The organism is Streptomyces sp. NPDC055955 (genome assembly GCF_042270245.1).
Taxonomy (GTDB): domain Bacteria; phylum Actinomycetota; class Actinomycetes; order Streptomycetales; family Streptomycetaceae; genus Streptomyces.
The window spans coordinates 43,315-70,182 of sequence record NZ_JBHJYS010000034.1 but is presented as its reverse complement, the minus strand read 5'-3'; the positions used below and the strand labels follow the sequence as shown (position 1 = coordinate 70,182).

The window sequence follows — 26,868 nt, the reverse complement described above, 5'->3', positions numbered from 1 at the left end:
GTGCACGAGCGGATCTCCAATCGGGGCTGCGGCTCGGGGAGTTGAGGCTTTGTGCGTACGGCTCGGGAATCGTGTGCGGGCGTGCGTCGGGGGAGAGGGGGCGTCTCGCGAGCGCCCCCTTCGCAAGGGTTCGCGTCTCGGGGCCGCCGCTTCGCCGAGCGGACGCTCAGGTAGGCCTTTTCGGCGGCGCGATGGTGAGCCCGGGCGCCATCTGCGGCTCGATCAGGCGGTGAGGGGGGAGACCGGGGGCCGGATCGTCCTGGGTGCCACGGCCGGGGGACGCCGTGGCAATCGCCTTCACGGCGAGTTCCACGACTGCCGAGGACATCTCCGCGACGGGCAGGTCGATGCGTGGCAGGGGCCGTCCGCCGAGGTCGTCGGGGAGGGCGCCGACCGGTACGACGGCAAGGTCTTCGGGGACCCGTAGTCCTGCGGCGGCCACTTCGGCCAGCAGGTGGGGGAGCCGGTGAAGGTGCTGGACGACCAGTGCGGTCGGGGCCGACGGGGCCTTCAGCACTTCGCGCACCCGGCGCCCCAGTACGTCGGGGTCGCTGCTCGACCGGTGCACCCCGATGTCCGCGCCGGTCTCTCGCGCGGCTCTGCGGGCGCCGTCGAGGCCGTGCACGGCGTAGCCGCGGCGGGCCGCGATCTCGTGGTCGGCCGAGGCGAGGAAGGCGATGTGCCGGTGACCGGCCGCCGCGGTCTCACGCAGGGCGAGGGCGACGGCGGCCTCCCAGTCGAGGTCGACCCAGGGCAGCGCCGAGTCGTCGTCGCCGCGGCCGAGCAGCACCGTGGGGAAGCCCAGTTCGCGCATGGCGCCGATGCGGGGGTCCTGCTCCTCGACGGCCATGAGGACCGCCGCGTCCGCCAGTCCGCTGCCGGCCACCCGGCGCAGCCCGCCGACCCCGTCCAGGTCGGTCATCAGCAGCAGGTCGTAACCGTGGTTGCGGGCCGCATCGCTGATGTCGATGGCGAACCTGCCGTCCACCGCCCGGTATTCACCGGGCACGCGGGGGACGGCCAGGGCCAGGACGTCGCTGCGGGCGCTGCGCAGCGTGCGGGCGCTGGCGCGCGGGTGGTAGCCGAGCTCGGCGATGGCGGTCTGCACCGCCCGCCGGGTGTCCTCGGAGATCTTGCGGGAGCCGCTGAGGACGTAGCTGACGGTGCTGGGCGCGACGCCCGCCCGTTCGGCGACGTCTTTGATCGTGGCCATTCCCGCTCCTTTGCGGTCCGGTCATGTCTCTGGTGCGCGTGCCGATGGTTCCGGCGGCGCTGGGCGCACCGGCGGTCGAATCCGTTCGTCGAATCGATTCGATGAGCGGCGTGCGTGACTGTAGGAGCGGTGAGGGCGCCAGGGCAATACCCCTGCACCAGATGGTTCGGGTTTATGTATGTGAAGCCGAGTGGGCTATTGAGGTGTGAACAGTGCCAATTGCCTGACTTGGGCAACCAGTTGGCCGAGTACATGAACAACTTTCACTGGTACGAACTCTTGAGGGTCCCGAACGGCGGGTGGTAGGCCTGTCACCGACGACATTTCCCTTCCCTGACACCCGAGTTGCGGGTCGCCCCCGTGCCACCGGCGCGCCCCGCGACGCGCATCCGTCATGCCTGGAGGCGACACCGTTGAGAACGCCCATGTCCAGACGCACCTTCGCCCGACTCGCCGCAGCGCCCGCCGTCGGAGCGCTGGTCGGGCTGCGGCCCGGCGTCGCGTCGGCCGAGGACCGGCCCACCGCTCACCCGGCAGGCTCACGCACCGGCGGCGACCGCACGCACGCCGCGCAGGCCATGCGCCGCGCGGCGGCCTTCATGGACGAGCACGTGTCCTACCGCGGCGCGTACGTCTGGAGTTATCTCCCCGATCTCTCCACCACGTGGGGGGAGATGGAGGCGAAGCGGACGATGTGCTGGGTCCAGCCGCCCGGCACGCCCAGCGTCGGCCACAGCCTCCTCGACGCGTATCACGCCACCGGTGACGAGACCTTCTACCGCGCCGCCGAGCGCACGGGCCTCGCGCTCGTCGAGGCTCAACTGCCGGTCGGAGGCTGGAACTACATCCACGACTTCGCCGGAAACGGCTCGCTGCGCGACTGGTACGCGACCATCGGCGCGAACGGCTGGCGTCTCGAGGAGTTCCAGCACTACTACGGCAACGCCACCTTCGACGACGCGGGCACCTCCACGGCGGCGCAACTGATCCTGCGTCTCTACGTGGAGCGCAGACACCCGAAGTTCAAGTCGTCCCTGAACCGCGTCATCGACTTCATGCTCAAGGCGCAGTTGCGCGGAGGCCCGGCCGACGGCGGCTGGCCGCAGCGGTTCCCCGCCTTCTCCGGTGCGGTGAGCGAGATGCCCTGGCCCGAAGAGCGGCCCTCCTGGCTGCCGTCGGACGTCCAGCACGGCATGCAGGACGGCGACTACACCGGCCACGTCACCTTCAACGACGACGTTCTCGGCGAGAACATCAAGTTCCTGCTCATGTGCATCACGGCGCTCGGGCGGCGCGACCTGACCCGGCCCGTGCTGCGCGCCATGGCCTGTCTGCACCGGCTGCAGCAGCCGGGACCCCAGGCCGGATGGGGCCTGCAGCACCTTTCGCACGCCGTCGGAGGCCGGCCCGCCGGTGCTCCCGCCAGCGCCCGCTCGTACGAGCCGCGGTCCCTGACCACACACACCACGCAGACCAACATCCGGCAGCTGTTCCACTACTTCCGGCTCACCGGCGACCACGCCTACCTGCGGCGTGTGCCCGAGGCCATCGCCTGGCTGGAGACCTGCCCGCTCACCAGTGAGCAGAAGGGCGAGAACCCGCTTCTGAAGAACTCCACGCACCCCACGTTCGTGGAGTTGGAGACCAACCGGCCCCGGTTCGTGCACCGCTTCGGCTCCAACATCCGCAACGGCGCCTACTACTACGACCACGACCACCGCAACACACTCAGCCACTACTCCGGCGGGCGCTCCATCGACCTCACCGGCCTCAAGGCCACCTACGACGAACTGATGGCGCTGAGCCGCTCCGAGGTCGCCGATCTGCGCGACCGGTCACCGCTCACCCCCGGCCGACCTCAGGAGCTCCCGCGCTACTTCAGCGTTCGCGACCTCGACCTCACCGACCTGTTCCGAGGCGCCGACGCGGCCCTGCCCGAGGTGACCGAGGACCAGGCGAGCGCCCTCGTGGACGACCTCGGCGCCAAGGACCACTGGATCACCCCGATCGGCACCACCACCAACCCGTACCTCGGCCCGGCGCCGGCCACGCCGTACGAGGGCGCGGCCTACATGAGCAAACACGTGGGCGACGTGTACGACACCTCGCCGTACGACCCGGCCACACCGCCCGCGGAGCCCCCGTACCAGCCGCACGACAGCGCCGAGGGCATCACGACGTCCGCCTACACCGGCAACATGGCCAGACTCATCGCCTACGTCGCCGGCTGAGCCCGAACCGCCCAGGTCCTGGCCTCAGCGGGAGGTCAGGACCGGCTCCCGGCTCCAGCGGAAGACGTGGACCAGGCCCGGCTCCACGATCCCGGCGCCCGGAATCTCGCCGTCGAACCACCGGTCCACGCACGTCCAGTGGAACGGGTGGCCGAGATACTCGCCGGTCAGCCCCTGCACGTCCGCGTACTCCTGCTCCCAGACGTGGGTCCAGTGGGAGGGGGTGAGCGTCTGGTCCACCCTGCTCAGGGACCAGGAGCGGATGGTGGAGATGTGCCCGGGCATCGCCATGAGATCCGCTTCCAACTGCCCTACGAGGGCACGGGGTGTGCCGGGGCGCACCGCGAGCAGCAGGGTGCGTTTCACGCGCGGGCCTCGCAGGGGTACGTACTCCCCACGCACCGGCGCGAGAGCGACCGTGTCGAGGGGCTCCGGCAGCCCGGCCGCCGTGGCGATGTCTGTGGGAGTCCGTTCCGCCGTGACGTCCCATGTGGCGCCGGTGCCGCCGAAACTGCCCGGCAGATCGGCCGCCGCGGAGCCGCCCAGGACGCCGGGCCCCGCGGCGGCCTCGCTGTACGCGTCGGGGTTGTCGTCCGGCAGCAGAGTCACCCATCGGGTCATGACGTCTTCTCCCCGCGAACGGCGGTGACCGGCTCCAGCACATGACGATCGCGGCCCGTCGCGATCTCGTCCGTGTACGCCCAGAACGCCGAGACCCGGGGGTCGGCGGCGGCCGCGGCGCGCGCGGCGAAGAACGCACCGCTGTCCGGCAAGGACCACAGGATCCGGACCGCCACGGTGCCCGGCCCCGTCCAGGCGCGCCAGCAACGCTCCTCGACCATGCCCCGGCCCACGGCACCCGGCAGATACTCCGTGCGCCAGCGGCGCAGCCACTCGTCGACGTCATCGCCCGCGAGGAGGACGACGTCGAGTACCTGGACCCCGCTCATGACAGCTTCTCCAGCACCTCGGCCCGGTACCGGTCGATCTGTTCGCGCAGCGCGTCCAGGCCCCGTGGGCCCGCAAGGCCGTCCGAGCCGCGGATCCGTGGAGCGATGACAAGGCGCGTCGCGCCCGCGTCGACGAAGCCCCGTACCCATGAGGGATCCCCGGCGCGCTCACGGTCGCAGGAGCCGGGCCACGCCGTGATCTCCACGGCGTCCTCAGGCCGGCCCTGCCCGCGCGCGGCCTCGCGCAGCAGGCCGGCCTGGCGGGCGAAGTCCCCGGGAGTGATCGTGTAGGGGAACCAGCCGTCGCCGATCCGGCCCGCGCGGCGGACGGCGGGATCGCTGTTCCCGCCCAGTACCACGGGCACGGACCCGCCGGCGGGACGAGGCAGCGAGTGCAGACCCTCGAAGGAGACGTGCCGCCCCTTGTACGAGGCGGGGCCGCCGCTCCACAGCGCGCGCATCGCGCCGACACATTCCTCGAGCCGCTGCCCCCGCTCTCTGTAGGGCACGCCGACGGCGGCGTACTCCTCCTTCTGCCAGCCGATGCCGAGGCCCAGCATCAGCCGACCGTCGGAGTGCCGGTCGATCGTCGCGGCGCGTTTGGCCAGGACCACCGGGCTGTGCAGCGGGGCGACGATCATCGCCGTACCGAACCGCAGCGAGCTCGAAGCTCCGGCGAGGAAGGCGATGGTCTCCAGTGGGTCGGGCATGGGCACCGCACCCGAACTGCCGGGTATCCGGCCGTCCTTGGAGTACGGGTAGAGCGGTTCGTACCCTTCGGCGACGGCGACGTGTTCGACCGTCCACAGTGACTCGACACCGCACTCTTCGAGCGTGCCCGCGAGGTCGCGCAGGAAGCCACCCGAGGTGATCAGGCCGTCGGTGAACGGCGCCATCAGTCCAAGTCGGAGCATGCCAGAGGTCCCTCACTTCAGCACCGCGCTACCTATTCCTGTTAGGAGTGTTCCTATCAGGAATAGGTAGGGTGCGGAAGGGAGTGAACGCGAAGAGGTCGGGTCGGCAAGGGGCCCCGGACGCGCGCTCGCGACGCCCGGTCGGCCCGCTGGTCAACTGTCCTTGCGTGTCCCGCTGGCCTTGATCCACGCGTGGGGGGCGTACGCCACCTCGACCCTCGTGGCGGCGGCGGGGTCCGCCTTCCAGACGAGCAGCGCGCCGGCGTCGATCGAGTACGAGAACTGGCCTTCCTTGCCGTCGACGAAGTGCAGCACCTCGCCCTCGTGCTCGGAGGTCTGCCCCTCTTTGCCCAGCACTACGAGATTCACAGACATATTTCGACGTTACGGCGGGAGCGCCGATTCCGCCCGCCGGGTACCGGCCCGCCCGACCGGGTGCCTGGGCGGCCGCCGCCGTCGGGCTACCTGGCCAGGCGGGGCAGCAGCGAGGAGGCGGCCACGATGCCGAGCGCGGCGGCCACTGCGAGGACGGCGTAGTCCAGGGGCAGGTGTGACGGTGTCCCCAGCAACAGACCGCGAAGCGCGTCGACTTGGTACGTGAGCGGGTTGACCCGGCTGATCGCCTGGAGCCAGCCCGGCATGAGCGCGACCGGGTAGAGGGCGTTGGAGGCGAAGAACAGCGGCATGGTGATGGCCTGGCCGATGCCCATCAGGCGGTCCCGGGTCAGGACGATGCCGGCGATGGTCATCGACAGGCAGGAGAAGAACGCCGAGCCGAGCACCACCGCGACGGCCACGCCGAGCAGGCGCAGCGGGTTCCAGGTCAGGGCGACGCCGAGGAGCGCCGCGATGACGATCACGACGACGGCCTGGATCAGTGCCTTGACCCCGGCGGCGAAGGCCTTGCCCGTGATGAGCGCCGCGCGCGGGGTCGGCGTGACCAGGAGCTTGGTCAGAATGCCGGCGTCCCGCTCCCAGATGATCATGATGCCGTAGAAGATGGCGATGAACATCGCGGACTGGGCGATGATGCCCGGCGCGAGGTAGTCGATGTAAGGGATGCCGTGGGTCGGGATCGCCTTGATCCGGGTGAAGGTCTCGCCGAACACCAGCAGCCACAGGGCAGGTTGGACCGCTCGAGTGTACAACTCGGAACGGTCGTGCCGGAGCTTTTGGAGTTCGACGGCGCACAGCGCGACGACGCGGGCGGGCGCCACGCGCCATCCGGTACGGGCCGTGGGCGGGGTGAGGAGCAGGTCGAACTGGGCCGGGTCAGCCGAGCCTTGACGCGGTGCGGCGGGTGCTGCGGACATCGCGGAAGTCACCACCTTCGTCACCGTCGCTGCCGAGCCCGCGGCCGGCGACGTCACGGAAGACATCCTCCAAGGTCGGCCAGGGCTCATCGGATCCGGCGTTCCCGCGCTGCTCGTGCAGGTCGCGCCGGAGTCCGTCGGAGGTACCGAGAGCGCGCACGCGCCCGCGGTGCATGAGTGCGACCCGGTCGCAGTACTGGTCGGCCTCGTCCATGTAGTGGGTCGTGACGAGGACGGTCATTCCGGTGGCCCGGCGGACCGCGTTGATGTGGTCCCACACACTGGTCCGGGCGATCGGGTCGAGGCCGATGGTGGGTTCGTCGAGGATCAGCAGGCGGGGGGCGCTCACCAGTGCCTGGGCGAGTTCCAGCCGGCGCACCATGCCGCCCGAGTAGGTCTTGGCGAGCCGGTCCGCGGCGTCCGTGAGGTCGACCGCGGCCAGCGCCTGGGCCACCCGGCGGGCCCGTTCGCGCCGGGAGACGTCGAAGACGCGGGCGAACAGCGTCACGTTCTCCCGCCCGGTCAGGCCGGAGTCGGCGGACAGCTGTTGCGGCACGTACCCGAGGAGCCTGCGGACCGCCATCCGCTCGGTCGCCGCATCGTGTCCGAACACGGATACGCGGCCGCGCGACACCGGCAGCAGCGTGGTGATGCAGCGGATCGCGGTGGTCTTGCCGGCGCCGTTGGGCCCGAGCAGTCCGAAGACCTCGCCCGGCCGGACCGTGAGATCGAGGCCGTCCACGGCGCGGGTCTCACCGAACGCGTACTCCAGTCCGCGGCAGCAGACCGCGGGGTCCTCGCTCATGTCAGTGCGCCTCCCGGTCCTTCCTGTACTGCGTAGGGCGTTTCGCCTTCTGTGAGGATGACGGGCGTGCGGTCCTCGTGCAGGTTGTCGGCGAGCTTGCGCAGGGCCGGCAGCGCCGCGGCGAGCGCGGCCCGGTCGGCCGGGTCGAGCACCGCCAGTTGCTCCCGCATCAACGTGCCCCGGCGGACCCGCCAGTCGCGCAATCGGGCCGCGGCGGCCGGGGTCGCGTACAGCAGCGCCGACCTGCGGTCCGAGGGGTCCGTCTCGCGGCGCAGAAAGCCGGTTCTGACCAGCTGGTTGACGAGCGTGGACACGGAGTTCCCGGCGAGCCGCAGGTCTCGCGCGGCGGCCGACACGCCGATTCCGGGCCGGTCGACCACCAGGCGCAGCAGCTCTACCTGGGCGCCGCGCAACGGGGGCGCGCTCAGGCCGTGCCGAAGCCTGCGCCGGGACAGGCGCTGCACGGCGGCGAGTACGTCGGTGAAGGAATCCGCCAGCTCATCCGTGGCCATGAAATAACTTTAGCTCTGTGTACGAGGTAATGGCAGACCTCGCCGGGACTTCGGCGGTCCGACCGGGCTCGGCTCGATTTCACCGCTGTCGCGACGGATAATCGGGTGGAAAGAGCGGGTACGCGCAGGACGCACCTTTCGCGCACGATCCCCAGCGTCACATCTGCCGTATCCCGAGGCGATCCGGTGGTGTGGCGCGCACCGGAGAACACGTCAGGAGCAGGGGGTGCTCGGCGATCATGAACTCGGCTTACCTCGAAATAGCCGCGGCGAACACGGTGGTCGCCGCTGTCGCCGCTTTCATCGGCGGCCTCTTCGTTGCGGGATCGCTGATATGGGCCGTCCAGATCGGCATGCGGGTGCGCAGGCTGGAACTCAGGCCCCCCAGGCCCGATGAGCAGCCCCGTCTGCCCGAAGGCGGAGCGGTCCACGAGATCAGGGAAATGCGGGAGCCGGACGAGCTCCCACTGGCCAAGGACGAGAGTGAGCGACTCATGCCGTACGAGCTCCACCACGGCGGCGGCAAGCGCAGCAGGAATCAGAAGCCCCCGACGTGGTCCCCGGGATCGAGCGGCTCGTTCGGCAGCGGCGGCCCAGGCCACACGTGAGGCGTGAGCCCTTGTCGCCGACGGCAGTCGCCGGCCCGCCCCGCAGCAGCGCGTCGCGTGCGTCGGCGGCTTCCCGGGTGGGCCGCACGATGCGGTGGGCCTCCGTCGCTGATGTTGTGCCGTCACTGAAGTCGTTCTGCGGGACCGGCCCCGCACCGAGGCGGACCGTCCCTCGCGGGTAACCGGTCAGGGCGGTCCGTCGTACGCGTCCTCCCTCGCTTTACGTGGGCTGCTGCCGGTGCCAGAGTGGCTCCACCAGCGGAGGGACGCATGGGTGCCGCCGCTATGTGCAGCCGTCCGCCCTGACCAGTACCCGTCTCCAGAAAATCTTCAGAAAGCCGAGGCCTTGGCCATAGACCTGAACGCTCTCCGGGCCCACTTCCCCTCCCTGGACCACGGCCTCGCCTTCTTCGACGGTCCGGGTGGGACGCAGACGCCCCGCCCCGTGGCCGATGCCATGGCCGAGACGCTGACCGCCCCCCTCTCCAACCGAGGGCTGGTGAGCCGATCCGAGCTCAACGCCGAACGAGCCGTCACGGACTTCCGAGACGCCTACGCGGATCTGCTCGACGTGCCTGCCGAGGGTGTCGTCCACGGGCGCAGCGCCACCCAGCTGACGTACGACTTCTCCCGCCACCTCGCCAAGGGCTGGAAGGCGGGGGACGAGATCGTCCTCAGCCGCCTGGATCACGACTCCAACGTCCGCCCGTGGATCCAGGCCGCCGAGCGCGCCGGAGTGACGGTCCGCTGGATCGAGATCGACGGCGCCAGTACGGAGCTCGACCTCGACTCGTTCGAGCGGGCGCTGTCGCCCCGGACGCGGCTGGTCGCGGTCACGGCGGCCTCGAACGTGCTGGGCACGAAGCCGCCCCTGCGCCACATCGCCGACCGGGCGCACGAGGCAGGCGCCCTGGTGTACGTGGACGGGGTGCACTATGCCGCCCACCACCTGGTGGACGTGCCCGCGCTGGGCGCGGACTTCTTCGTCTGCTCCCCGTACAAGTTCCTCGGACCGCACTGCGGCGTGCTCGCGGCAGCGCCCGAACTCCTCGAAACCGTCCACCCCGACAAGCTCGCGCCGTCGCCCGACACGGTGCCGGAGCGCTTCGAGTTCGGCACGCTGCCCTACGAAGTCCTGGCGGGCGCCACCGCCGCCGTGGTCTTCCTCGCCGCGATCGATCCGGGCACAGGGCGTACGCGCAGGGAGCGGCTCGCCCATTCGCTGGGCTCCCTCCACGAGCACGAGCGGGCGCTGCGCACGAGGCTGGAAGAAGGGCTGCGCGCTCTCGGCGACGCCGTCACCCTCCACTCGAAGGCGGCCGACCGCACCCCGACGCTCCTGATGACCGTCGAAGGCCGCGACGCCCGAGACGCCCAGGTCCACCTGGCCGCTCGCGACGTCCTTGCCCCCGCCGGGTCGTTCTACGCCTACGAGACCTTCAACGCCCTGAAGCTGGAACACCCCGCCCTGCGAGTGGGCCTCGCGCCGTACAACTCCGCCGAGGACGTGGACAGGTTCCTCGACGGACTCGCGTCGTTCCTCTGACCCGCCCCACCGGCACGTACGGGACGGACCCGGAGCGGTCAGCGCTCCGGGTCGGAGGCCGTGAGCTGGAGGCCGTTCTCCCAGATCTTGTTGAGTGTCGTGACGAGCCGCTCGAAGGGGATGCGCTGGCCCATCACGAACACCAGGTAGGCCATGCGGCTCACCATGACGGACAGGGCGTGCGCCGTGACCAGGGGGTCCAGGCTCGTGTCGGCCTCGCCGCTCTCCTGCAGCGCCTGGATCAGCTTGGCGTTACGGCGCGCGAAGGCGTTGCCGCGCTCGATGCGCAGCGCCATGAACTTCTCGTCGACCTGGGCCACTTGCTCGAACAGCGCCATGAGGCGCGCGTTCTTCTTGTACGCGCGCAGGTACTCGCGGTTCGACGCGTCGATGAGCTGCCGGGTGTCGGTGATCCCGGTGCGCTCGCGCAGGTGCGGGTGGAGCATCTCCTCCTGCACCTGCGCGACGAGTGCCTGGAAGATCTCTTCCTTGCTGTTGAAGTACGTGTAGAAGGACCCGGACGCGACGTTTGCGGCCTTGGAGATGTCCGTGATCCGGGCGTCCAGGTATCCGTCGCGTTCGAACACCTCGCGGGCGGCGGTGATCAGCGCGTTACGCGTCCTGACACCGCGCGCGCTGCGTGGCGTGATGGGTTGTTTCTGGCCGCCGTCCGCGGCCGGGGCCTGGGCAGCCACGGAGGTCCGTCCACTCCTGTTCGATCACGTACTTCACCGGTGGCAGCGGATGTTATCAGCCGAGGGTGGAGAGGAACTCGACAAGCGCGGCGTTCACTTCCTCGGGTCGCTCCTGCTGGATCCAGTGGCCGGCGCCGTCCAGGACGACGTGCCCACGGAGGTCGGTGAGCACCCGGTCGAGTCCGTGCGCGGGCATGAACTTCCCGACGGGGTCCTTCGACCCGGTGGCGAAGAGCGACGGCTGCGTGATGAGGCGGCCGTCCAGGTGCTCGGTCAGCGTCCAGTTGCGATCGAGGTTGCGGTAGTAGTTGAGGCCACCGGTGAAGCCGGTCTCCTCGAACGTCTTGACGTAGTAGGCGAGTTCCTCATCGCCCAGCCACCGCGGGGGCGGCAGCTGCTCGTCGGGGTTCGCGGCCCATTCGGCCGAGTAGATCTCCCTTGTGACGAGGGTCCTGCGCACGTTCTGGCTCAGTGCCCGGTCGGCGACGCCCGGCTCCTGGAACCACACGATGTAGAAGTCGTCGCCGTTGCGCGAGCGCAGGATGGGCAGCGGCGGGGCCGGGGCGCGGGGTGTCGCCGGGACGCTCATGCCGACCACGGCGCGCACCCGCTCGGGGTGGATGACGGCCATGTTCCACACCACGGAGGCGCCCCAGTCGTGCCCGACGAAGACGGCGTCGTCCGCGCCGATGTCGTCGAGGAGCCCGGCCAGGTCGGCGCAGAGCGTCAGGATGTCGTAGGCGTCGACATCGTCGGGGCGCGAGCTGCCGCCGTATCCGCGCATGTCGGGAACCAGGACGCGATGTCCCGCCTCGGCGAGCGCGAGGACCTGGTGCCGCCAGGAGAAGGCCAGCTCGGGAAAGCCGTGGCACAGGACCACGGGGGGCCTGTCCGGCCGCCCCTCGCCGTGCTCGAAGACGCGCAGGGAGATGCCGTTGGTCGTGACATCCCGCGCCGCGACGCGCTCCCAGTCCGTGATCGGCATGTGTGTCGTCATGTGCTCAGGGCTCCTGTCGTTCGCATGCTGCGCCGGCGCAAGGAACTCACGCCGGTAAGAGGCGTGTTGTAGGTGTTGAACTTGACGTTGGGTTCAAATATACATGAGGCGGGTCAGGGCCGACCGAAGAGGAGACCACGACGGTGACCGCAAGCATCCGAACAGCCCAGTCGACGACGGTTCTGTCGGAACGGCGCGGGCCCGTGCTCGTCCTGACACTCAACCGCCCCGACCGTCTGAACGCATGGACCGACGAGCTGGAAGCACGCTACTTCGCACTGCTCGACGAAGCCGAGGCGGACCCCGGCGTGCGGGCGATCGTCCTGACCGGCGCGGGCCGCGGCTTCTGCGCGGGGGCCGACATGGCGGACCTGCAACAGGCCGGTGCGGCAGCGGGGTCGATGGAGGGCCCGATGCCGAAGAGGGAGCGCCCGCGGTGGTTCCCGCTGACACTGCGCAAGCCCCTCATCGCGGCCGTCAACGGGGCCGCGGCCGGACTCGGCCTCGTCGAGGCCCTCTACTGCGACATCCGCCTGAGCACACCCGACGCCAAGTTCACGACGGCGTTCGCGCGCCGCGGCCTGATCGCCGAGTACGGCATCGCCTGGCTGCTGCCGCGCCTCGTCGGCCAGAGCCGGGCCATGGACCTGCTGCTCTCCGGACGAGTGGTGCGCGGTACGGAGGCCCACGAGATGGGCCTGGTCAACAAGGTCGTCGACGCGGACCAACTCCTGAACGCCGCGGTCGAGTACGCCACCGAACTGGCCACGTGGTCCTCACCCGCGTCCATGAGCATCATGAAGCGCCAGGTGCTCCAAGCGCTCGACACCGACTTCGTCACGGCCGCCGACGCCGCGGACGCGCTCATGCCGGAAGCCTTCCGGCGGCCCGACGCCACCGAGGGCGTCACCAGCTATCTGGAAGGCCGCGCGCCCGCATTTCGCCCCCTCGACCCCAAGTGAGCACGGAAGGCCGCCCGGGATGACCAACGCCGCCGCACCAGTCTGGAACCACGCCTCGTCGACACCCGACCGCATCGCCCTTCATGGGGAGGACGGCAAGGAATGGACGTACGACCGGCTGCGCGAGCGCGCCGTCGCCGTCGCGGGCCGCCTGGGAGAGCTGGGCGTGGGCCCCGGTGACCGAGTGCTGCTCGTCGCGCCCTCCGTGCCCGAGTTCGCCTTCGCCTACTACGGGATCCTCGCCGCCGGAGCCATCGCCGTCACCGCCAACACCATGGCCCCGTACAGGGAACTGGCGTACATAGCGGGCGATGCCGAGGTGTCGCTCGTGCTGGGCTGGCACGCCATCACCCCGGCACCCGAGCAGGCCGCGGACGAACTGTCCCTGCCGTACTGGGAGTTGCGGCCCGGTCTCGCCGAGACGGGACCGGCCGCGACCCCCACGGCCCTCGATGCGCACCCGTGCGAGGACGACGACACGGCCGCCCTCCTCTACACCTCCGGTACCACGGGCCGGCCCAAGGGCGCCCAGCTCACCCACGGCAACCTCAACGCCTGCGCGGCGGTCTTCTGCGACGTGCACGCCATCACCGCCGACGACTGCGCCGTGACCGGCCTGCCCCTGTTCCACGTCTTCGGGCAGGCATGCGTGATGGCCACCACGATGCGCGCAGGCGGCAGTCTCACCCTGCTCGAACGCTTCCACCCGTCGACCATGCTGGCCCTGATCCGCCGCGACCGCCCCACGTTCATCGCGGGCGTACCCACCATGTGGAACGCCCTGCTGCGCACCGCCGACGACACGGGCGCCGACTTCACGGGCCTGCGCCTCGCGTCCTCCGGCGGCGCCTCACTGCCGGTGGAGGTGATGCGCGCCTTCGAGGAGCGGTTCGGCTGCACCATCGTCGAGGGATACGGCCTGACCGAGACCACCGGCGCTGCCACCTGCCATCTCGCGGGCCGACCGGCGAAACCGGGACACGTGGGACGGGCCCTGCCCGGCTGCGCCGTCTCCGTACGGGACGACGACGGTCGTGAGCTGCCACCCGGCCAGGTCGGCGAGGTGCACATCAAGGGCCCCGTCGTGATGAAGGGCTACTGGAACCGCCCCGACGCCACCGCCGACGCCCTGCACGACGGATGGCTGCGCACCGGCGACCTCGGCGCCACGGACGACGACGGAGACCTGCGCATCGTCGACCGCAAGAAGGATCTCGTCATCCGCGGCGGCTACAACGTCTATCCGCGCGAGGTCGAGGAGGTCCTGTACGAACACCCCGACATCGTCGAAGCGGCCGTCATAGGAGTCCCCGACGAGTTCTACGGCGAAGAGGTCGCGGCCGTCATCGCGGTACGGCCCGGCGCCCGCCTCGGCGTGACCGAACTGCGCGCCTGGGCCAAGGAACGCCTCTCCGCCTACAAGGTGCCCCATCTGGTCGCCGTCGTGGACGAGCTGCCGAAGGGAGCGACCGGGAAGATCCTCAAGCGCGCGATCGATCCGGCCCTGCTGAAGGCGGACGCGGACGCCGCCGAGCCGACACCGCGGGACTGAGCAGCCACGCCTCCTGGAACGCCTCGAACCAGCGACGGGACACACGCATGACGACGCCACACGCACCGGCCTACGCCCGCGAGACCTGGCAGACGCTCGAGCCCTACCACGGCGCGGTCTATTTCTCGCCCGAGGCACACGCCGCCTACGCGGCTCTGGGAGTGGAGAGCGGGCCCGGATACTTCGCCTCCCGTGCGGCGGCCCTGGGGCCGGCCGCACCGGACGTCGTGATCGCCGCTTTCTACAACTTCAGCCCGAAGGCCGTACGGGCAGCGCTTCCCGCCGCCTGGCGGGCCGCTCCGCCCGAGGAGTTCCTCGCCGCACGGCTGGCCGGCATCGACGCGACGCTGCGCAGAATCCTCGGGGCCGATGTTCTGGCGTCGGAAGAGCTTCGGCGGGCCGCGGAGCTCGGCAGGCGAGCCGCGGAATCCACGTCGGCGCATCTGCACGGCCGGCCGCTGTTCGCCGCGCACGCCGCACTGCCCTGGCCCGACGAGCCGCATCTGGTCCTGTGGCATGCCCAGACGCTGCTGCGTGAATATCGGGGCGACGGCCATGTGGCGGCGCTCCTGAATGCGGGGCTGAGCGGCATCGAGGCGCTGGTCACCCATGCCGCGGCCGGGCCGGTGGGGGCCGAGGCCCTGCGGACGACGCGCTCCTGGTCGACAGATGAATGGGCCGGGGCGGTGGACGGGCTGCGCACACGAGGGTGGCTCGCGAGCGGGCAGGAGCCGGCCTTCACTGCGGAGGGCAAGGAGTGGCGATCGGCCGTGGAGGAGGCAACGGACCGGTTGGCCGCCGCGCCCTACACCGCCCTGGGGCGGGACGGCTGCGCCGAGCTGTGCGACCTGGTGCGGCCCTGGAGCCGCTCCCTGGCAACGGAGTTGATGCCCTGGGCCGCGGCGCGACTCAAGGGCTGACGCGCACTCCGCGCGGGCCGGGCGGTCGGCGGTGAAGACGCCATTGAAGGTGACGCCGGATTCATCTACGGTGCAGGGGCCCGAAGGGGCCGGTCGAGCAACTGAACGGGAGAGTTCGTGCAGATCAACGGGAAAGTCGCGATCGTCACGGGAGCGGCGGGCGGCATCGGAGCGGCCATCGCCCAGCGCCTCCTGGAACACGACGCTCAAGGCGTCCTGCTGACGGACCTCGACGCCGGTCGCCTGGAGGCGACGGTCAAACTGCTGGCAGGTTCGCACGGCGAGCGGGTCGGGGGAGTGGCGGGCAATGCCGCGTCGACGGCGGATCTGGAGCGGATCGTCGAGGCGGCCGAGGAGCGGTTCGGACCGGTCGACCTGTACTTCGCCAACGCCGGCGTCGGCGGTGGCGCGGGGCTCGACGCGAGCGAGGAGGAGTGGAGCCGGTCGCTCGACGTCAATGTGATGGCGCACGTGCGTGCCGCGAAGCTGCTGGTGCCACGCTGGGTCGAGCGCGGCGCCGGCTACTTCTTCAGTACGGCCTCGGCCGCCGGCCTGCTCACGCAGATCGGCTCCGCGACGTACTCCGTCAGCAAGCACGGCGCGGTGGCGTTCGCCGAGTGGCTCTCGGTGACGTACGGGGACAGTGGGGTGCGAGTGAGCTGCCTGTGCCCGCAGGGAGTCGAGACCGAACTGCTCATGTCCGGCACCCGGTCGGACGATCCGGTGGAACGCGCAGCGGCACGCGCCGTGTTGGACTCCGGCGAGCTGCTGCGGCCGCTCGACGTCGCCGACCATGTGATGGAGGCGGTCGGGGACGAACGGTTCCTCGTTCTGCCCCACCCGCAGGTACTCGACTTCTACCGCCACAAGGGCAGCGACTACGACCGGTGGCTGCGCGGCATGCGGCGCTATCAGGATGCGGTGAAGTGACCGGAGGCGGCACATCGCTGCTGTGCACCGCTCGTGCCTGACGAGGGCGGATCTCGCGTGGACCTCGCGCCGGGCGGCCGTCGCTGAAACCGTAAGAGACATGACCGTTGGAGGATTCGTGTGCGAGCTGTCCCGCGGCACGGGCGCCGTATGAAGTCCGTCGACGCCCACGCCGGGGCGCCGACGGGCACCGACCTCGGCGCGCTCGCCCGATGGCTGGGCCGGCGGGGCGAGCACGTGATCGGTCCGCTCACCGCCCGGCGCATCGGCCTCGGCCAGAGCAACCTCACCTACCGTGTCGACGACGCCGACGGCCACTGCTGGGTGGTCCGCAGACCACCGCTGGGCAACCTGCTTCCCACCGCCCACGACATCGGGCGCGAACACCGCATCCTGGCGGCACTCGCCGGCACTCAGGTCCCCGTACCCGCCGTGGTCGGCCTGTGTGACGACGACGGCGTGCACCACCTGGTGATGGAGCACGTCGACGGGATCGTGCTCGACGGCCTGGACGTGGCCGAGGCCCTGCCCACTCCCGTACGTGCGGGCGTGGGGCCGTCGCTGACGCGCACCCTCGCCGCGATCCACACGGTGGACCTGGCGAAGACCGGCCTGCACGACCTCGCCAGCCACCGGCCTTACGCCGAAAGGCAGTTGAAGCGCTGGTCCCGGCAGTGGGAACAGAGCCGCACCCGCGATCTGCCCGCCCTCGACCGGCTCACCGAGCTGCTGCGCCGACGCGTCCCCGAACGGCAGAGCCTCGTCCTGGTCCACGGAGACCTGCACGTCCGCAACGTGATCTGCGCGCCGGACACCGGCACCGTACGCGCCGCGCTCGACTGGGAGCTGTCGACGCTCGGCGACCCGATGGCCGACCTCGGCACCCTGCTCGCCTACTGGCCCGAGCCCGGCGAAGTCCCCGCGGATCGCCCCGCCCTCGGTGTCACGGCACTGGGCGGCTTCGCCCGGCGCGACGAACTCATCCAGAGCTATGCCGCTTCGAGCGGCCGCGACATCGGGCCGGAACTCGCCTTCTGGCACGTACTCGCCGTGTGGAAGGTGGCGGTCATCGGCGAAGGCGTCCTGCGCCGTGCTCTCGACGAGCCGCGCAACGCCGCACAGGGCGGCCCGCCCAGCACCGCCTACATCGATCAGATGGTCGACCAGGCCTGGGCACTGGCCACCCACTACGGCCTCTGACACCGCGCCAAGCCCCGCCCGCCCATCGCCCGACTCAAGGAGAAGCACCCCGTGTCCTACGTCGTCGTCGCCACCATGATCGCCAAGCCCGGCCAGGAGGAACTCGTCGAGAAGACACTGAGGGACGCCGCGGCCGATGTGCACGCGGAGCCGGGGTGCGCCCGTTGGGCCCTGCACCGCAAGACGGGAACCACCGGCCACTTCGTCATGGTCGAGAAATGGGAGTCCAAGGAAGCGCTCCACACCCACGGCAAGGGCGCCGCGCTCGCCGGGATCGGACGCGCGCTCAAGGACGCGCTGGAGGGACCGGCCGACGTCGCCGTCTTCGACGCGCTTCCGGCGGGAGACCCCGAGAAGGGCGCGCTGTAGACGCGCGCGATCACATCGGCCACGCAGTGGTCCCTACGCGCTGATGGCTCCGGTGCCCGTGGCGGGAAGCACGGGCACCGGAGTGATTGAGAAGATCTCGGAATCCCTCGGACCCGTCAGAGCACCTCGAAGAGCCCGGCAGCCCCCATCCCGCCGCCGATGCACATGGTGATCACCACATGGCGGACACCGCGCCGCCGCCCCTCCACGAGCGCATGCCCGACCAGACGAGCCCCGGTCATGCCGTACGGATGGCCGACCGAGATCGCGCCACCGTCGACATTGCACCGGTCGGGATCGATGCCGAGTGCGTCCCGGCAGTGCACCGCCTGGGAAGCGAACGCCTCGTTGAGTTCCCACAGGCCGATGTCGTCGACCGAAAGCCCGTGTTCCTTCAGGAGCTTGGGGATCGCGAACACGGGCCCGATGCCCATCTCGTCGGGCCCGCACCCGGCCACGGCCATGCCGCGGTACGCGCCGAGCGGTTCGAGCCCGCGCCGCTCCGCCTCCGTGGCCTCCATCAGGACCGACGCCGACGCCCCGTCCGAGAGCTGGGACGAATTACCCGCCGTCACCGTCGAGACGGCTCCCGCGGCACCGTCCGGCAGGACCGCCTTCAACATGCCGAGACCGTCAAGGGTCGTACCGGGCCGATTGCCCTCGTCCGCGGTGAGCGTGACCTTCTCCCGGCGCACCTCGCCGGTCGCCTTGTCCTGGACGAGCTTGGTCGTGTCCAGCGGCACGATCTCCGCGTCGAACCGGCCCGCCTCCTGCGCGGCGGCGGTCCGCGCCTGGGACAGCAGCGCGAACGCGTCCTGCCGCGCACGGCTGACCCCGTGGCGCTCCGCGACGATCTCGGCGGTCCGGAGCATCGGGAAGTACAGGTCCGGACGGTGCTCCGCGAGCCAAGGGTCCTGCGCGCGATAGGAGTTGGCATGTTCGTTCTGCACGAGCGAGATGGACTCCGCGCCACCGCCCACGGCGATCTGCATGCCGTCGTGGACGATCTGCTTGGCCGCCGTGGCGATGGCCATGAGCCCCGACGAACACTGCCGGTCGATCGTCATTCCGGGCACGGAGTCGGGTATCCCTGCGCGCAGGATCGCCTGCCGTGCCAGATTGAAACCGCCGGCGCCCTGCTGCGCGGCGACGCCGATGACGACATCCTCGATCTCGCCGCCCTCCAGTCCGGCACGCTCGACGGCAGCGGCGAGCACATGGGCTGTGAGCTCCTGCGGCTGAGTGTCGTTGTAGGCGCCGCGGTAGGCCTTGGCGATGGGGGTGCGGGCGGTCGAAACGATGACGGCTTGCCTCAAGGGTGCTCCAGGTGTGTGTGGGGCCGTTCGGCATGTGGATCAGTAATTGCGGTGCGGGGGAGGGGTGTTGAGAGCCGGCTTTGCCGGCGAGCGGCGCGTCCCTGCGGCCCGCGAGTGTGACGATGTCGGTATTGACGTCGGGTTCAAGTTCTACTGAGCGTGCCGCCCTGCGCCAGGCGACGTCAAGGAGTGAGGCGATCCGGTCCAGATATTGAAGCCGGATTCATCTTCGAATACCGTCGTCGGCGTCCCCCGGATCCCAGGAGCTGCCATGACCGAGACCGCGGCACAACTGCGCCCGACCACCGTCGAAGATCTGCTGAACCTCGTCGGCACCGAGATCGGCCCGACCCAGTGGCACACCGTGACACAGGAACGGATCAACGCCTTCGCCGACCTCACCGGCGATCACCAGTGGATCCACGTCGATCCCGAGCGTGCGGCGCGGAGCCCGTTCGGATCGACCATCGCGCACGGCCTGTACAGCCTGTCGCTAGGTCCGCACTTCATGGAGGAGCTGATGGCGTTCGACGGCTTCGCGCACAGTCTCAACTACGGCTACAACAAAGTCCGGTTCCTTCATCCGCTGCCGGTGAACTCGCGTATCCGGATGCGCGGGACGTTCCTGTCGGTCGATGTGGTGAGGCCCGGCGAGGTCAACGTCGTGACGCAGATGACCATCGAGGCGGACGGCATCGACAAGCCGATCGTCGTCGCCGAGTCGATCGGCCGCTTCACCGAGCGCACGCAGGGCGAGAGTGCGGCGCAAGGGGCGACGTCATGAGTGCCGTCCGGGAGTGCGGTGATCGTGCTGGCCGGTCCAGTTGCGCCAGCGCGGCACCAGGCTTGTGACTACGCAGGGGCGGGATCACCGGGCCGGACGCCGACGATGGTCTGGCGGCCGGCCGACCGCATGCCGCACGAGATCGCCACCCCTTATTCTTCCGCTGATCGCAGCACGCACGGCTGCGGGAACAAGGCGGGGGACGACACATGACATATCGGCGCGCGGTGATACCGGCACTGGTCGGAGGCCTGCTGCTCACGCTGTTGCTGTGGTGGGCGGGGGCGAGCACGCATGCGCTGCAAGTGCGCGGCGCCACCAGCGTGTTCGACCCCCAGTCCGTGAGCGAACTCGAACGGTGGCTCACGCCCTGGTCGTACGACTCGACAGCGGAGTTGATGTCGGGCGGGCCTGTCGGGGGAAGCATGGTGACGGGCGGAGACACCCAGTACGCCGAGCTGCACAGCACGGCCATGCAGATCAGATTCGTGGCGGTCTTCGTGCTCTTCCTGGCCGGTGCGCTGCTTCTGGTCCGCAGGATCCCGCCGACGCAGGGCCGTACGCCGGCCACGCTGCTCGCGCTGTGGGCCTGGGCCCCGGTGGCCGGAACGCTGGCCGTGACCGTCTCCGCGCCGTGGCTGATCGCGTCGAGGGGGCACGGCAGTTACCGGGTCCTGCCGGCGCTGGCGGGCGTGGTCGCGTCGAGCGGCCCGGTCGTGGTGTTCGCAGGGCTGTCGACCGCCGTGGTCACGGTGCTCGTGGCACGGGTCACCGCCAAGGGCGAGGAACCGCTGCCCCGGCGCAGTGTGCCGCCGCGCGCCGCTCGCACAGCGGCGAGCGTGGGGACAGGGGTGGTCGCACTGTCGCTGGTGGTCCTCTCGTACCAATCGGTGGCGGCCTGGATCCAGACCTCGTTCAGCGGCGCGGGCATGCTGTCCGAGCCCGGCGACCTGCTGCGCCAGTGGCTGCTGCTCGGTGGCTGGACGGGCCCCGCGAGCAGCGGGCTCGGGGACTGGCTGCTGTACCGGGCTGTCGACGTGTTCATGCTGGCCGTGGTGTGGTGGGCGCTGCGACTGCTGCCCGGCCTGCTCACGCGCGCCACGGTGCCGGCGATGGCGATGGGTGCGGTCTGCGCGACCGTACTGGGGCTGCTGGCGAGCCAGGTGCTGCACATGGCCATCGACGACACGGCCGGCGTGTACGGGCCCGTGCACCGGTTCTCGGCGCTCGGGAACGGTGTTCCGGCCGCGCTCACCTTCGGCATCGCGGCAGCGCTGGCGGCCGTCGCGACACTGCGCCTTGCCGGGGGCTCCGACACTGGTGCTGTGCCCGTCGGCCGAGACACGGCTGACGTTCCCGGGTAGCGACCCGGGTGGGGGTGGTGCCGGCACCACCCCCACCCTGGGGCTCAGGCCACCTGACTCGCCGTCGGCCGCGCGGCAGGCTTTTCCCAGCACCGGCGGAGAAACGCCGGGCACAGGCCATGGACGGGGAAGAGCGATGAGCGGTCACACACGCCGGAGGATTCTCCAGGGAGCGGCAGTCGCGGCGGCCGGCAGCGTCGTGGGGGGCTTCGGTCCCGGACACCACGCCACCGCGGCACAGGCCGCCAGGCGTGGCACGGATGCCGGGGACGGGGAGTCAACTCCGTTCCTGAAGGGCGCGTTCGCGCCGGTCACCGAGGAACTCACGGCGTTCGGCCTCGAGGTGACCGGACGGGTGCCACGGGACCTGGACGGCCGCTACCTGCGTACCGGGCCCAACGCTCTGGGAGTCGAGGACCCGCGGGCCCACCACTGGATGCTCGGCGACGGCATGGTGCACGGGGTGCGGCTGCGCGGCGGGCGCGCCGAGTGGTATCGCAACCGGTGGGTGCGCTCCTCGCAGGTGGCACGGAAACTGGGCGAGCCGTACCCGGGCCAGGCCCCGCCGGACGACTTCGCCTGCAACACACACGTCATCCCGTACAAGGGCCGCGTCCTGGCCCTCCAGGAGAGCGGACCACTGCCGTACGAACTGGACGGCGAGCTGAACACGCTGGGGCCCTACGACTTCCGCTCCACACTGGAGGGCGCGTTCACCGCGCACACCAAGTACGACGCGGCAGCGGACGAACTGCACGCGGTGGCGTACTACCCGACCTGGGACCACGTGCGGCACCTCGTGATCGACGGGACCGGCCGCGTGGCACGGACCACCAGGATCCCGGTCGCGGACGCGCCGATGATGCACGACTTCGCTCTGACCGGGAAGTACGTGGTGATCGTCGACGTGCCGATCACCTTCGACATGGCAGCCGCCGAGGCGGGCGCACCCGTCCCCTATGTGTGGAACTCGAAGCACCCGATGCGCGTGGGGGTGATGCCCCGGAGCGGTGGCGCCACGCGCTGGTTCGAGATCGATCCGGTGTTCTACTCGCACACGCTCAACGCGTACGACCAGGGCGACACCGTCGTCATGGAGCTGACCACCATGCCTGCCCCCTTCTACGCCGCGGGCCGGGGCAACGGCGGGCCCTCCACGACCGGCACGCCCGTACTCGACCGGTGGACCATCGACCTGCGCGCGGGCCGTGTGACCAGCACCCGGCTCGACGACCTGCCGCAGGAGTTCCCCCGGGTCAACGAATCCCTCGTGTCGCGACGGCACCGCTTCGCGTACGCGGCGAGCGCCGCGGAGATGTGGCGCGCCTACGAAACGGTCGACGGAGTGCCGCCGGACGACAAGTTCACCAACTGCCTGGTCAAGCACGACATGCTGCGCGGCAACCGGCAGGTGCACCGCTTCCCGCACGGCGCGGCGGCCGGGGAGCCGGTGTTCGTACCACGCCGCGGCGCACGGGACGAGGACGACGGCTACCTCCTGTCCTACGTGCACGATCCCGACCGCGGAGCGAGCGACCTGGTGATCCTCTCCGCCCAGGACTTCACCGCCCGTCCCCTGGCCCGTATCCATCTTCCGGGCCGGGTACCGCTCGGCTTCCACGGGAGCTGGGTGCCGGACGCGTGAGGCCGGGCATCCGGTGTCTGGTCGGGTAGAGCGGGCGCGCGCTGTTCGACGTTCGGAGCGGCGCTCCGAGGGACCGCCGGACACTGCCGGCCTCGCGTGGCGGTGTGCAGGGGTTTCGGAGACTGTGGTTGTACGGGCGTCGGAAGGGTGAACGCAATGGACAGGGTGCCGAGGATCGTCGTGGGCGTCGACGGTTCGCCCTCTTCGCAGGCCGCGCTGCGCTGGGCGGTCCGGTACGCGGGCCTCGTGGGCGGGAGGGTGGAGGCGGTGTCGGCGTGGGAGGTACCCGGTATGGCGTCATGGTCGGCCCCGGCGGTGGACACCGACTTCGACGAGGGCCAGGCCGAGCGGGGGCTGGTCGAGGAGGTCCGCGCCGTACTCGGTGAGAACGGCGCGGACCTGGTGCACGAACGGCTGGTGCGTGGGAACGCGGCCGAGGTACTGGTGGATGCGGCCGAGGGCGCCGAGATGCTGGTCGTGGGCAGCCGCGGCCACGGAGGCTTCCGCCGGGCCCTGCTCGGTTCGGTGAGTCAGCAGGTGGCGCACCACGCTCCGTGCCCGGTGACGATCATCCGGCCGGACATGTCTGTCCAGTGACCTCCCGCCCGTTGTGCTATGTGGCCTCACCCAGGTGGCTCAGCGCTTGACGGAAGTCATCGAGGGCTGGCCCGAACTCGCGGGCCGCCGTGTGAAAGGTCGACCGGTCGATCAGCATCCCGGCCAGTGTGCGGGGACCGTCTGCCGGGTCCTGCAGTGACAATTGGTGGGCCAGGCTCACTCCTTCGTCGAACAGTGGGCGTACTCGCTCCGCGAACAGATGGGTGCGCTGCTCCCAGTAGACAGCGGAGCGGACGGTGAGGACGCGGTGAAGCCGCACCAGTTCGGCCAGGTGCTGATCCGGGTCTTCGGCGGCTCGCGGGGCAAGGCTGTCCACCCTCTCGCGCAGAGTGATCCGGCTGTCGAAGTAGCTCTGCTTGACATCGGGAGTCCACAGCATGGGCGTCGACCCCGAAGGGAAGTGCGGTTCACCGGACGGCTGCCGCTCGCTGTCGGCGCCGGAGAAGAGCAGCAGCACCGCCCAGAAGGATGCTTGATGTCCGCTCCAGGACCTGCGCTCACCCGTGGCGGCCAATTCCGTGAGCACGGTGAGCGCTTCTTGCCGTACGGCGGTGGCCTCCTCGCCCCGGCCCCCTTTGTCGAGCAGGTGCGCGTAGCCGATCAGCGAGTAGAGGTGGCAGGCCATCGTGCCGCGGTCGTTCGCGGCTTCGTCCGCTTCCAAGCCGACGAGTGTGGCGAAGGCGTCGAGTGCTTCTCCGGACCGGCCTGCGGCATCCAGAGCGGCGATCCATTCGAGGACTGACCAGGCGAGACTCCCGCTGTTGGGTCCGTGGGGCAGGAGGGCCCCGACCCACTCGGTGAGCGCGTCGGCGGCCTCGGCGAAGCGGCCTTCCTCGGAGAGAGCCGCGGCCCAGTCGCGCAGCCCCCGGACCCGGGAGTCTCCGGACAGTCGGGCCTGTGCACGGCCGACGGCGAGCATCTCGGCGCGCAGGGCGAGACCTTCGGAGCGTCGGCCCTGGGCGTACAGCTCTCTCTGGCAGGCGTCGAGCGCTTCGTATAGAACGTCGGCACGGGCGGGTTCGGCCGGATCGATGGCCCGCGCCGCGGCCACCGCCTCCTTGCGCAGCGCGAGACACGCCACGTGGGGTCGGCCCGAGCCGGTGTCGTAGCTGAGGCGCTGCAGGGCCTTGGCCAAGAGGGGCAGGTAGGCGGCGGGGCTGACGTGGGCGAGTACGCGGTAGGCGTCGACTTCCTCGCGCGGAGTGCGGCGTCCGGAGGCGAGCAGTACATTGCGTGCCCGCACTATGTCGTCCTGATCGACGTTCCCCGAGTGAGTCATGGCGGAGATTCTGCGTGCGTCGGAGAGGGCCGAACAAGCCTGGTGACCTGTGCCGTTCGTCCTACGAAAATGCCTTCTGACCTGTCATGATGGGTGTGTCGTCACCCCTTTGGCACGGTGGGGCCGGTCAGAGGTGCGCCGGTGTCACGGCGCCGGCCGAGTGATCGGTGATGTCGTAGGTGTCGTCGGAGTCGTAGTGGACGGTGTTGTTGGCGATCTGCGCGACCAGACCGAGCAGCAGGAACAGCACGACGAGGACCTTGGCCGCGGTGTCGAGCAGCAGCGGCCGTGTCCCCGAACGGACCTGCTCCGCGGGTACCGGCTCGTCGCCGAAGAGGCGCTTGGGGTAGGCGGGCGTGAGCAGCAGGAGATACGCGTTCAGACGCAGGCTGTACCGGACGACGGCCGCTGTCGCGGCGTACAGCGGAGCGGGCAGGCGCCCCAGGATGAGGGCGACGAGCCAGAACACCCAGCAGAGTGTGACCCAGCCGCTGCGGACGAGGGTCGCGACGATGGCCGCGGGGATGACCAGGATCAGGCGGAAGAACACCGCGAGACGGTTGAGCGGGGTGGCGCGGAGTTCGATCTGCACCGGGTAGTCAGGGGCCGAGAAGGCGAAGGGCGGGTAGCGGTCGACCAACAGCGTGGCGCTTGCGTTGACCCGGGTCTCGTACGCCAGGACGGAGCCCAGGAACGAGAAGATCGCGTCCGGCAGACGCCCGGTGAACAAAGCCGCGAACCAGCCGGCGATCACGACGAAGAACGCCGCGACGGCGAGAAAGAACAGCACCACGTACTGGGGAATCAGCAGCAACCACCGCAGCAGCACGGTCCAGCGTCTCTGACGTTCGGGCGCGGGGACGTCGAGGGCAGGCAGCCACTCGGTACTGCCTCCGGCGGTGCCGGTCGCGGGTCGCTCGCCCCAGCCTGTCGCCATGAGCACTCCTGATCGTTCCGGTACGGCTGACACCGACATGCTGTGCCCTCCCGGACGCGCCCGCGCGGGCACAGAGCCAAACGGAGGCGGCAGGCGGCTGCGGGGGAGCCCACCGCCCGGGTCCGGTGCCACATTCGGCACCGGACCCGGGCGCTGCCTCATACCGCCGAGTCAGCCGAGTTCAGCCGAGCCCGCCGCGGTCACACGGCCGCCGGCGTACCCGCTTCCTGTACCTCGGTCGCCGGGAGCCGGAATTCCTGTCCCGCCAGGGACTCGTACAGACGGACGGGGCTCATCTCGCCCGCCAGGTCGCCGTGCTGGGCCTTGGAGCGGCGGTAGATCTGCTCGACCAGGGCCGACAGTTCGGTGGAGACGCCGATGTCGCGGCCCAGGTCCACGGCGAGCCCCAGGTCCTTGCAGGCGAGTGCCATGGCGAACGAGTCGTCGTAGTCCCCGTCGGTGAGGATCGACATGATGTCGTTCTCGAGGAAGTTCGAGGCGGCCGGGCTGGCCAGGAGCGCGTTGCGCAGGGTGTCCAGAGCGACACCCGCCTTCACCCCCATGGCCAGGACCTCGGCGGACGCGGTGAGGTGGGTGAACCACAGCAGATTGATCATGAGCTTGACCGTGTAACCGGCGCCCAGCGGACCCACGTGGAGGATGCGGTCGGGGTCGCCCATCACCTCGAGGACGGGCAGCGCCGCCGCGAAGTCGGTGTCGGAGCCGCCGACGAAGATCTGCAGCTGCCCGGCCTTCGCGCCGTGCGCCATACCGCTCACCGGTGCGTCGAGCCGGCGCACACCACGCTTGTCGAGCACCTCGGCGGCGACCCGGTCGGCGGCGGCCGGCGTGGACGTAGACATGTCGATCCACAGGGACCCGGCGGGCAGCGACTCGGCGACCGCGCCGCGCAGCAGCACGTCCTCGACGATGCGCGGGTTGGGCAGCATCGTCACCAGCACCTCGGCGTCGCTCGCGCACAGCGCGGCGGTCTCCGCCCACGCGGCGCCGAGAGCCACGTGCTCGGCGGCGGCCTCGGGGCGGGTGTCGTGCACCGTCACCTGGTGCCCCGCCTGGATGAGATGACGGGCCATGTGGCCGCCCATGTTGCCCAGACCGATGAATCCGATCCTCATGATCTTTCCTTACTGCAGCGACGTACGGGGGTGTAAGGGAAATGCCGTAAGTGTGGTGCGAGGTTGGTGAGT

Annotated in this window: 27 protein-coding genes; 13 read left to right on the top strand and 14 right to left on the bottom strand. The window is 70.4% G+C overall.

Annotated elements, in window-relative coordinates; translation table 11 throughout:
* Nucleotides 1-166: 166 nt before the first annotated feature.
* Complete coding sequence (locus tag ACFC96_RS42435) at nucleotides 167-1,213, bottom strand: LacI family DNA-binding transcriptional regulator (protein ID WP_376263732.1); 1,047 nt, start codon at nucleotides 1,211-1,213, stop codon at nucleotides 167-169.
* A gap of 425 nt (nucleotides 1,214-1,638) precedes the next feature.
* On the opposite strand from ACFC96_RS42435, the gene ACFC96_RS42430 reads away from it, so the two are divergent.
* A complete protein-coding gene (locus ACFC96_RS42430) occupies nucleotides 1,639-3,444 on the top strand; it encodes a pectate lyase (RefSeq protein WP_376617818.1) in 1,806 nt (601 codons plus the stop codon).
* 24 nt (nucleotides 3,445-3,468) lie between these two features.
* On the opposite strand, the gene ACFC96_RS42425 is transcribed toward ACFC96_RS42430, so the two are convergent.
* The 7 genes from ACFC96_RS42425 to ACFC96_RS42395 all read right to left on the bottom strand — a co-directional run bounded on the left by ACFC96_RS42425 (nucleotide 3,469) and on the right by ACFC96_RS42395 (nucleotide 7,938).
* Nucleotides 3,469-4,065: a Dabb family protein gene (locus tag ACFC96_RS42425; protein WP_340457889.1), complete on the bottom strand. Its 597-nt coding sequence runs from the start codon at nucleotides 4,063-4,065 to the stop codon at nucleotides 3,469-3,471.
* On the bottom strand, nucleotides 4,062-4,394 hold the full coding sequence (locus ACFC96_RS42420; RefSeq protein ID WP_376617816.1) for a hypothetical protein: 333 nt from the start codon (nucleotides 4,392-4,394) through the stop codon (nucleotides 4,062-4,064). The genes ACFC96_RS42425 and ACFC96_RS42420 overlap by 4 nt, the downstream gene beginning before the upstream one ends.
* Nucleotides 4,391-5,308: an LLM class F420-dependent oxidoreductase gene (locus ACFC96_RS42415; RefSeq protein WP_340457887.1), complete on the bottom strand. Its 918-nt coding sequence runs from the start codon at nucleotides 5,306-5,308 to the stop codon at nucleotides 4,391-4,393. Before ACFC96_RS42415 ends, ACFC96_RS42420 begins: the two co-directional genes overlap by 4 nt.
* Before the next feature lie 153 nt (nucleotides 5,309-5,461).
* Nucleotides 5,462-5,683, bottom strand: a complete 222-nt coding sequence (locus ACFC96_RS42410) for a hypothetical protein (RefSeq protein ID WP_340457886.1) — start codon at nucleotides 5,681-5,683, stop codon at nucleotides 5,462-5,464.
* 86 nt (nucleotides 5,684-5,769) lie between these two features.
* Entirely contained in the window at nucleotides 5,770-6,621 is an 852-nt protein-coding gene (locus ACFC96_RS42405) for an ABC transporter permease (RefSeq protein ID WP_340457885.1), read from the bottom strand.
* The gene (locus ACFC96_RS42400; protein ID WP_340457884.1) at nucleotides 6,581-7,426 is read right to left on the bottom strand and encodes an ATP-binding cassette domain-containing protein; all 846 of its coding nucleotides are present in this window, start codon (nucleotides 7,424-7,426) and stop codon (nucleotides 6,581-6,583) included. Before ACFC96_RS42400 ends, ACFC96_RS42405 begins: the two co-directional genes overlap by 41 nt.
* The gene (locus ACFC96_RS42395) at nucleotides 7,423-7,938 is read right to left on the bottom strand and encodes a MarR family winged helix-turn-helix transcriptional regulator (RefSeq protein ID WP_376617813.1); all 516 of its coding nucleotides are present in this window, start codon (nucleotides 7,936-7,938) and stop codon (nucleotides 7,423-7,425) included. Before ACFC96_RS42395 ends, ACFC96_RS42400 begins: the two co-directional genes overlap by 4 nt.
* 239 nt (nucleotides 7,939-8,177) lie before the next feature.
* Between ACFC96_RS42395 and ACFC96_RS42390 the strand changes: the two genes are divergently transcribed.
* On the top strand, nucleotides 8,178-8,546 hold the full coding sequence (locus tag ACFC96_RS42390) for a DUF6479 family protein (protein WP_340457882.1): 369 nt from the start codon (nucleotides 8,178-8,180) through the stop codon (nucleotides 8,544-8,546).
* 346 nt (nucleotides 8,547-8,892) lie between these two features.
* Nucleotides 8,893-10,092, top strand: a complete 1,200-nt coding sequence (locus tag ACFC96_RS42385) for a cysteine desulfurase-like protein (protein WP_376617811.1) — start codon at nucleotides 8,893-8,895, stop codon at nucleotides 10,090-10,092.
* Between the two features lie 38 nt (nucleotides 10,093-10,130).
* On the opposite strand, the gene ACFC96_RS42380 is transcribed toward ACFC96_RS42385, so the two are convergent.
* Nucleotides 10,131-10,787 carry a TetR/AcrR family transcriptional regulator gene (locus ACFC96_RS42380; protein ID WP_376617809.1) on the bottom strand — a complete coding sequence of 219 codons (657 nt, stop codon included), beginning with the start codon at nucleotides 10,785-10,787 and terminating at the stop codon, nucleotides 10,131-10,133.
* Nucleotides 10,788-10,842: 55 nt separating this feature from the next.
* Nucleotides 10,843-11,784: an alpha/beta fold hydrolase gene (locus tag ACFC96_RS42375; protein WP_376617808.1), complete on the bottom strand. Its 942-nt coding sequence runs from the start codon at nucleotides 11,782-11,784 to the stop codon at nucleotides 10,843-10,845.
* 143 nt (nucleotides 11,785-11,927) lie between these two features.
* Here ACFC96_RS42375 and ACFC96_RS42370 point away from each other — a divergent pair, with 143 nt between their 5' ends.
* From ACFC96_RS42370 to ACFC96_RS42345, 6 genes are all read left to right on the top strand, one after another.
* Nucleotides 11,928-12,746, top strand: a complete 819-nt coding sequence (locus ACFC96_RS42370) for an enoyl-CoA hydratase-related protein (RefSeq protein WP_376617806.1) — start codon at nucleotides 11,928-11,930, stop codon at nucleotides 12,744-12,746.
* 19 nt (nucleotides 12,747-12,765) lie between these two features.
* Nucleotides 12,766-14,298, top strand: a complete 1,533-nt coding sequence (locus ACFC96_RS42365; RefSeq protein ID WP_376617804.1) for a long-chain fatty acid--CoA ligase — start codon at nucleotides 12,766-12,768, stop codon at nucleotides 14,296-14,298.
* Nucleotides 14,299-14,345: 47 nt separating this feature from the next.
* Entirely contained in the window at nucleotides 14,346-15,218 is an 873-nt protein-coding gene (locus tag ACFC96_RS42360) for a hypothetical protein (protein WP_376617802.1), read from the top strand.
* 117 nt (nucleotides 15,219-15,335) lie between these two features.
* Complete coding sequence (locus ACFC96_RS42355) at nucleotides 15,336-16,148, top strand: SDR family oxidoreductase (RefSeq protein ID WP_340456537.1); 813 nt, start codon at nucleotides 15,336-15,338, stop codon at nucleotides 16,146-16,148.
* A 150-nt stretch (nucleotides 16,149-16,298) separates the two neighbouring features.
* Complete coding sequence (locus tag ACFC96_RS42350; protein WP_376617800.1) at nucleotides 16,299-17,348, top strand: phosphotransferase family protein; 1,050 nt, start codon at nucleotides 16,299-16,301, stop codon at nucleotides 17,346-17,348.
* 51 nt (nucleotides 17,349-17,399) lie between these two features.
* Entirely contained in the window at nucleotides 17,400-17,717 is a 318-nt protein-coding gene (locus ACFC96_RS42345; RefSeq protein WP_376617798.1) for a putative quinol monooxygenase, read from the top strand.
* Between the two features lie 116 nt (nucleotides 17,718-17,833).
* Here the strand turns inward: ACFC96_RS42345 and ACFC96_RS42340 are convergent, their stop codons facing one another.
* Nucleotides 17,834-19,033 (bottom strand): acetyl-CoA C-acyltransferase, encoded by a 1,200-nt coding sequence (locus ACFC96_RS42340; RefSeq protein WP_376617796.1) that lies wholly within the window; start codon nucleotides 19,031-19,033, stop codon nucleotides 17,834-17,836.
* Between the two features lie 271 nt (nucleotides 19,034-19,304).
* Between ACFC96_RS42340 and ACFC96_RS42335 the strand changes: the two genes are divergently transcribed.
* The 4 genes from ACFC96_RS42335 to ACFC96_RS42320 all read left to right on the top strand — a co-directional run bounded on the left by ACFC96_RS42335 (nucleotide 19,305) and on the right by ACFC96_RS42320 (nucleotide 23,423).
* Nucleotides 19,305-19,817 carry a MaoC family dehydratase gene (locus ACFC96_RS42335; RefSeq protein ID WP_376617794.1) on the top strand — a complete coding sequence of 171 codons (513 nt, stop codon included), beginning with the start codon at nucleotides 19,305-19,307 and terminating at the stop codon, nucleotides 19,815-19,817.
* A gap of 209 nt (nucleotides 19,818-20,026) precedes the next feature.
* The gene (locus tag ACFC96_RS42330; protein WP_376617792.1) at nucleotides 20,027-21,181 is read left to right on the top strand and encodes a hypothetical protein; all 1,155 of its coding nucleotides are present in this window, start codon (nucleotides 20,027-20,029) and stop codon (nucleotides 21,179-21,181) included.
* Nucleotides 21,182-21,317: 136 nt separating this feature from the next.
* Nucleotides 21,318-22,826 (top strand): carotenoid oxygenase family protein, encoded by a 1,509-nt coding sequence (locus tag ACFC96_RS42325; RefSeq protein ID WP_376617790.1) that lies wholly within the window; start codon nucleotides 21,318-21,320, stop codon nucleotides 22,824-22,826.
* Nucleotides 22,827-22,982: 156 nt separating this feature from the next.
* Nucleotides 22,983-23,423, top strand: a complete 441-nt coding sequence (locus tag ACFC96_RS42320) for a universal stress protein (RefSeq protein WP_376617788.1) — start codon at nucleotides 22,983-22,985, stop codon at nucleotides 23,421-23,423.
* Nucleotides 23,424-23,439: 16 nt separating this feature from the next.
* Here the strand turns inward: ACFC96_RS42320 and ACFC96_RS42315 are convergent, their stop codons facing one another.
* From ACFC96_RS42315 to ACFC96_RS42305, 3 genes are all read right to left on the bottom strand, one after another.
* On the bottom strand, nucleotides 23,440-24,723 hold the full coding sequence (locus tag ACFC96_RS42315; RefSeq protein WP_376617786.1) for a hypothetical protein: 1,284 nt from the start codon (nucleotides 24,721-24,723) through the stop codon (nucleotides 23,440-23,442).
* A 127-nt stretch (nucleotides 24,724-24,850) separates the two neighbouring features.
* On the bottom strand, nucleotides 24,851-25,660 hold the full coding sequence (locus tag ACFC96_RS42310; protein ID WP_376617784.1) for a DUF4389 domain-containing protein: 810 nt from the start codon (nucleotides 25,658-25,660) through the stop codon (nucleotides 24,851-24,853).
* A 200-nt stretch (nucleotides 25,661-25,860) separates the two neighbouring features.
* Nucleotides 25,861-26,796, bottom strand: a complete 936-nt coding sequence (locus tag ACFC96_RS42305; RefSeq protein ID WP_376617782.1) for an NAD(P)-dependent oxidoreductase — start codon at nucleotides 26,794-26,796, stop codon at nucleotides 25,861-25,863.
* Nucleotides 26,797-26,868: the final 72 nt, after the last annotated feature.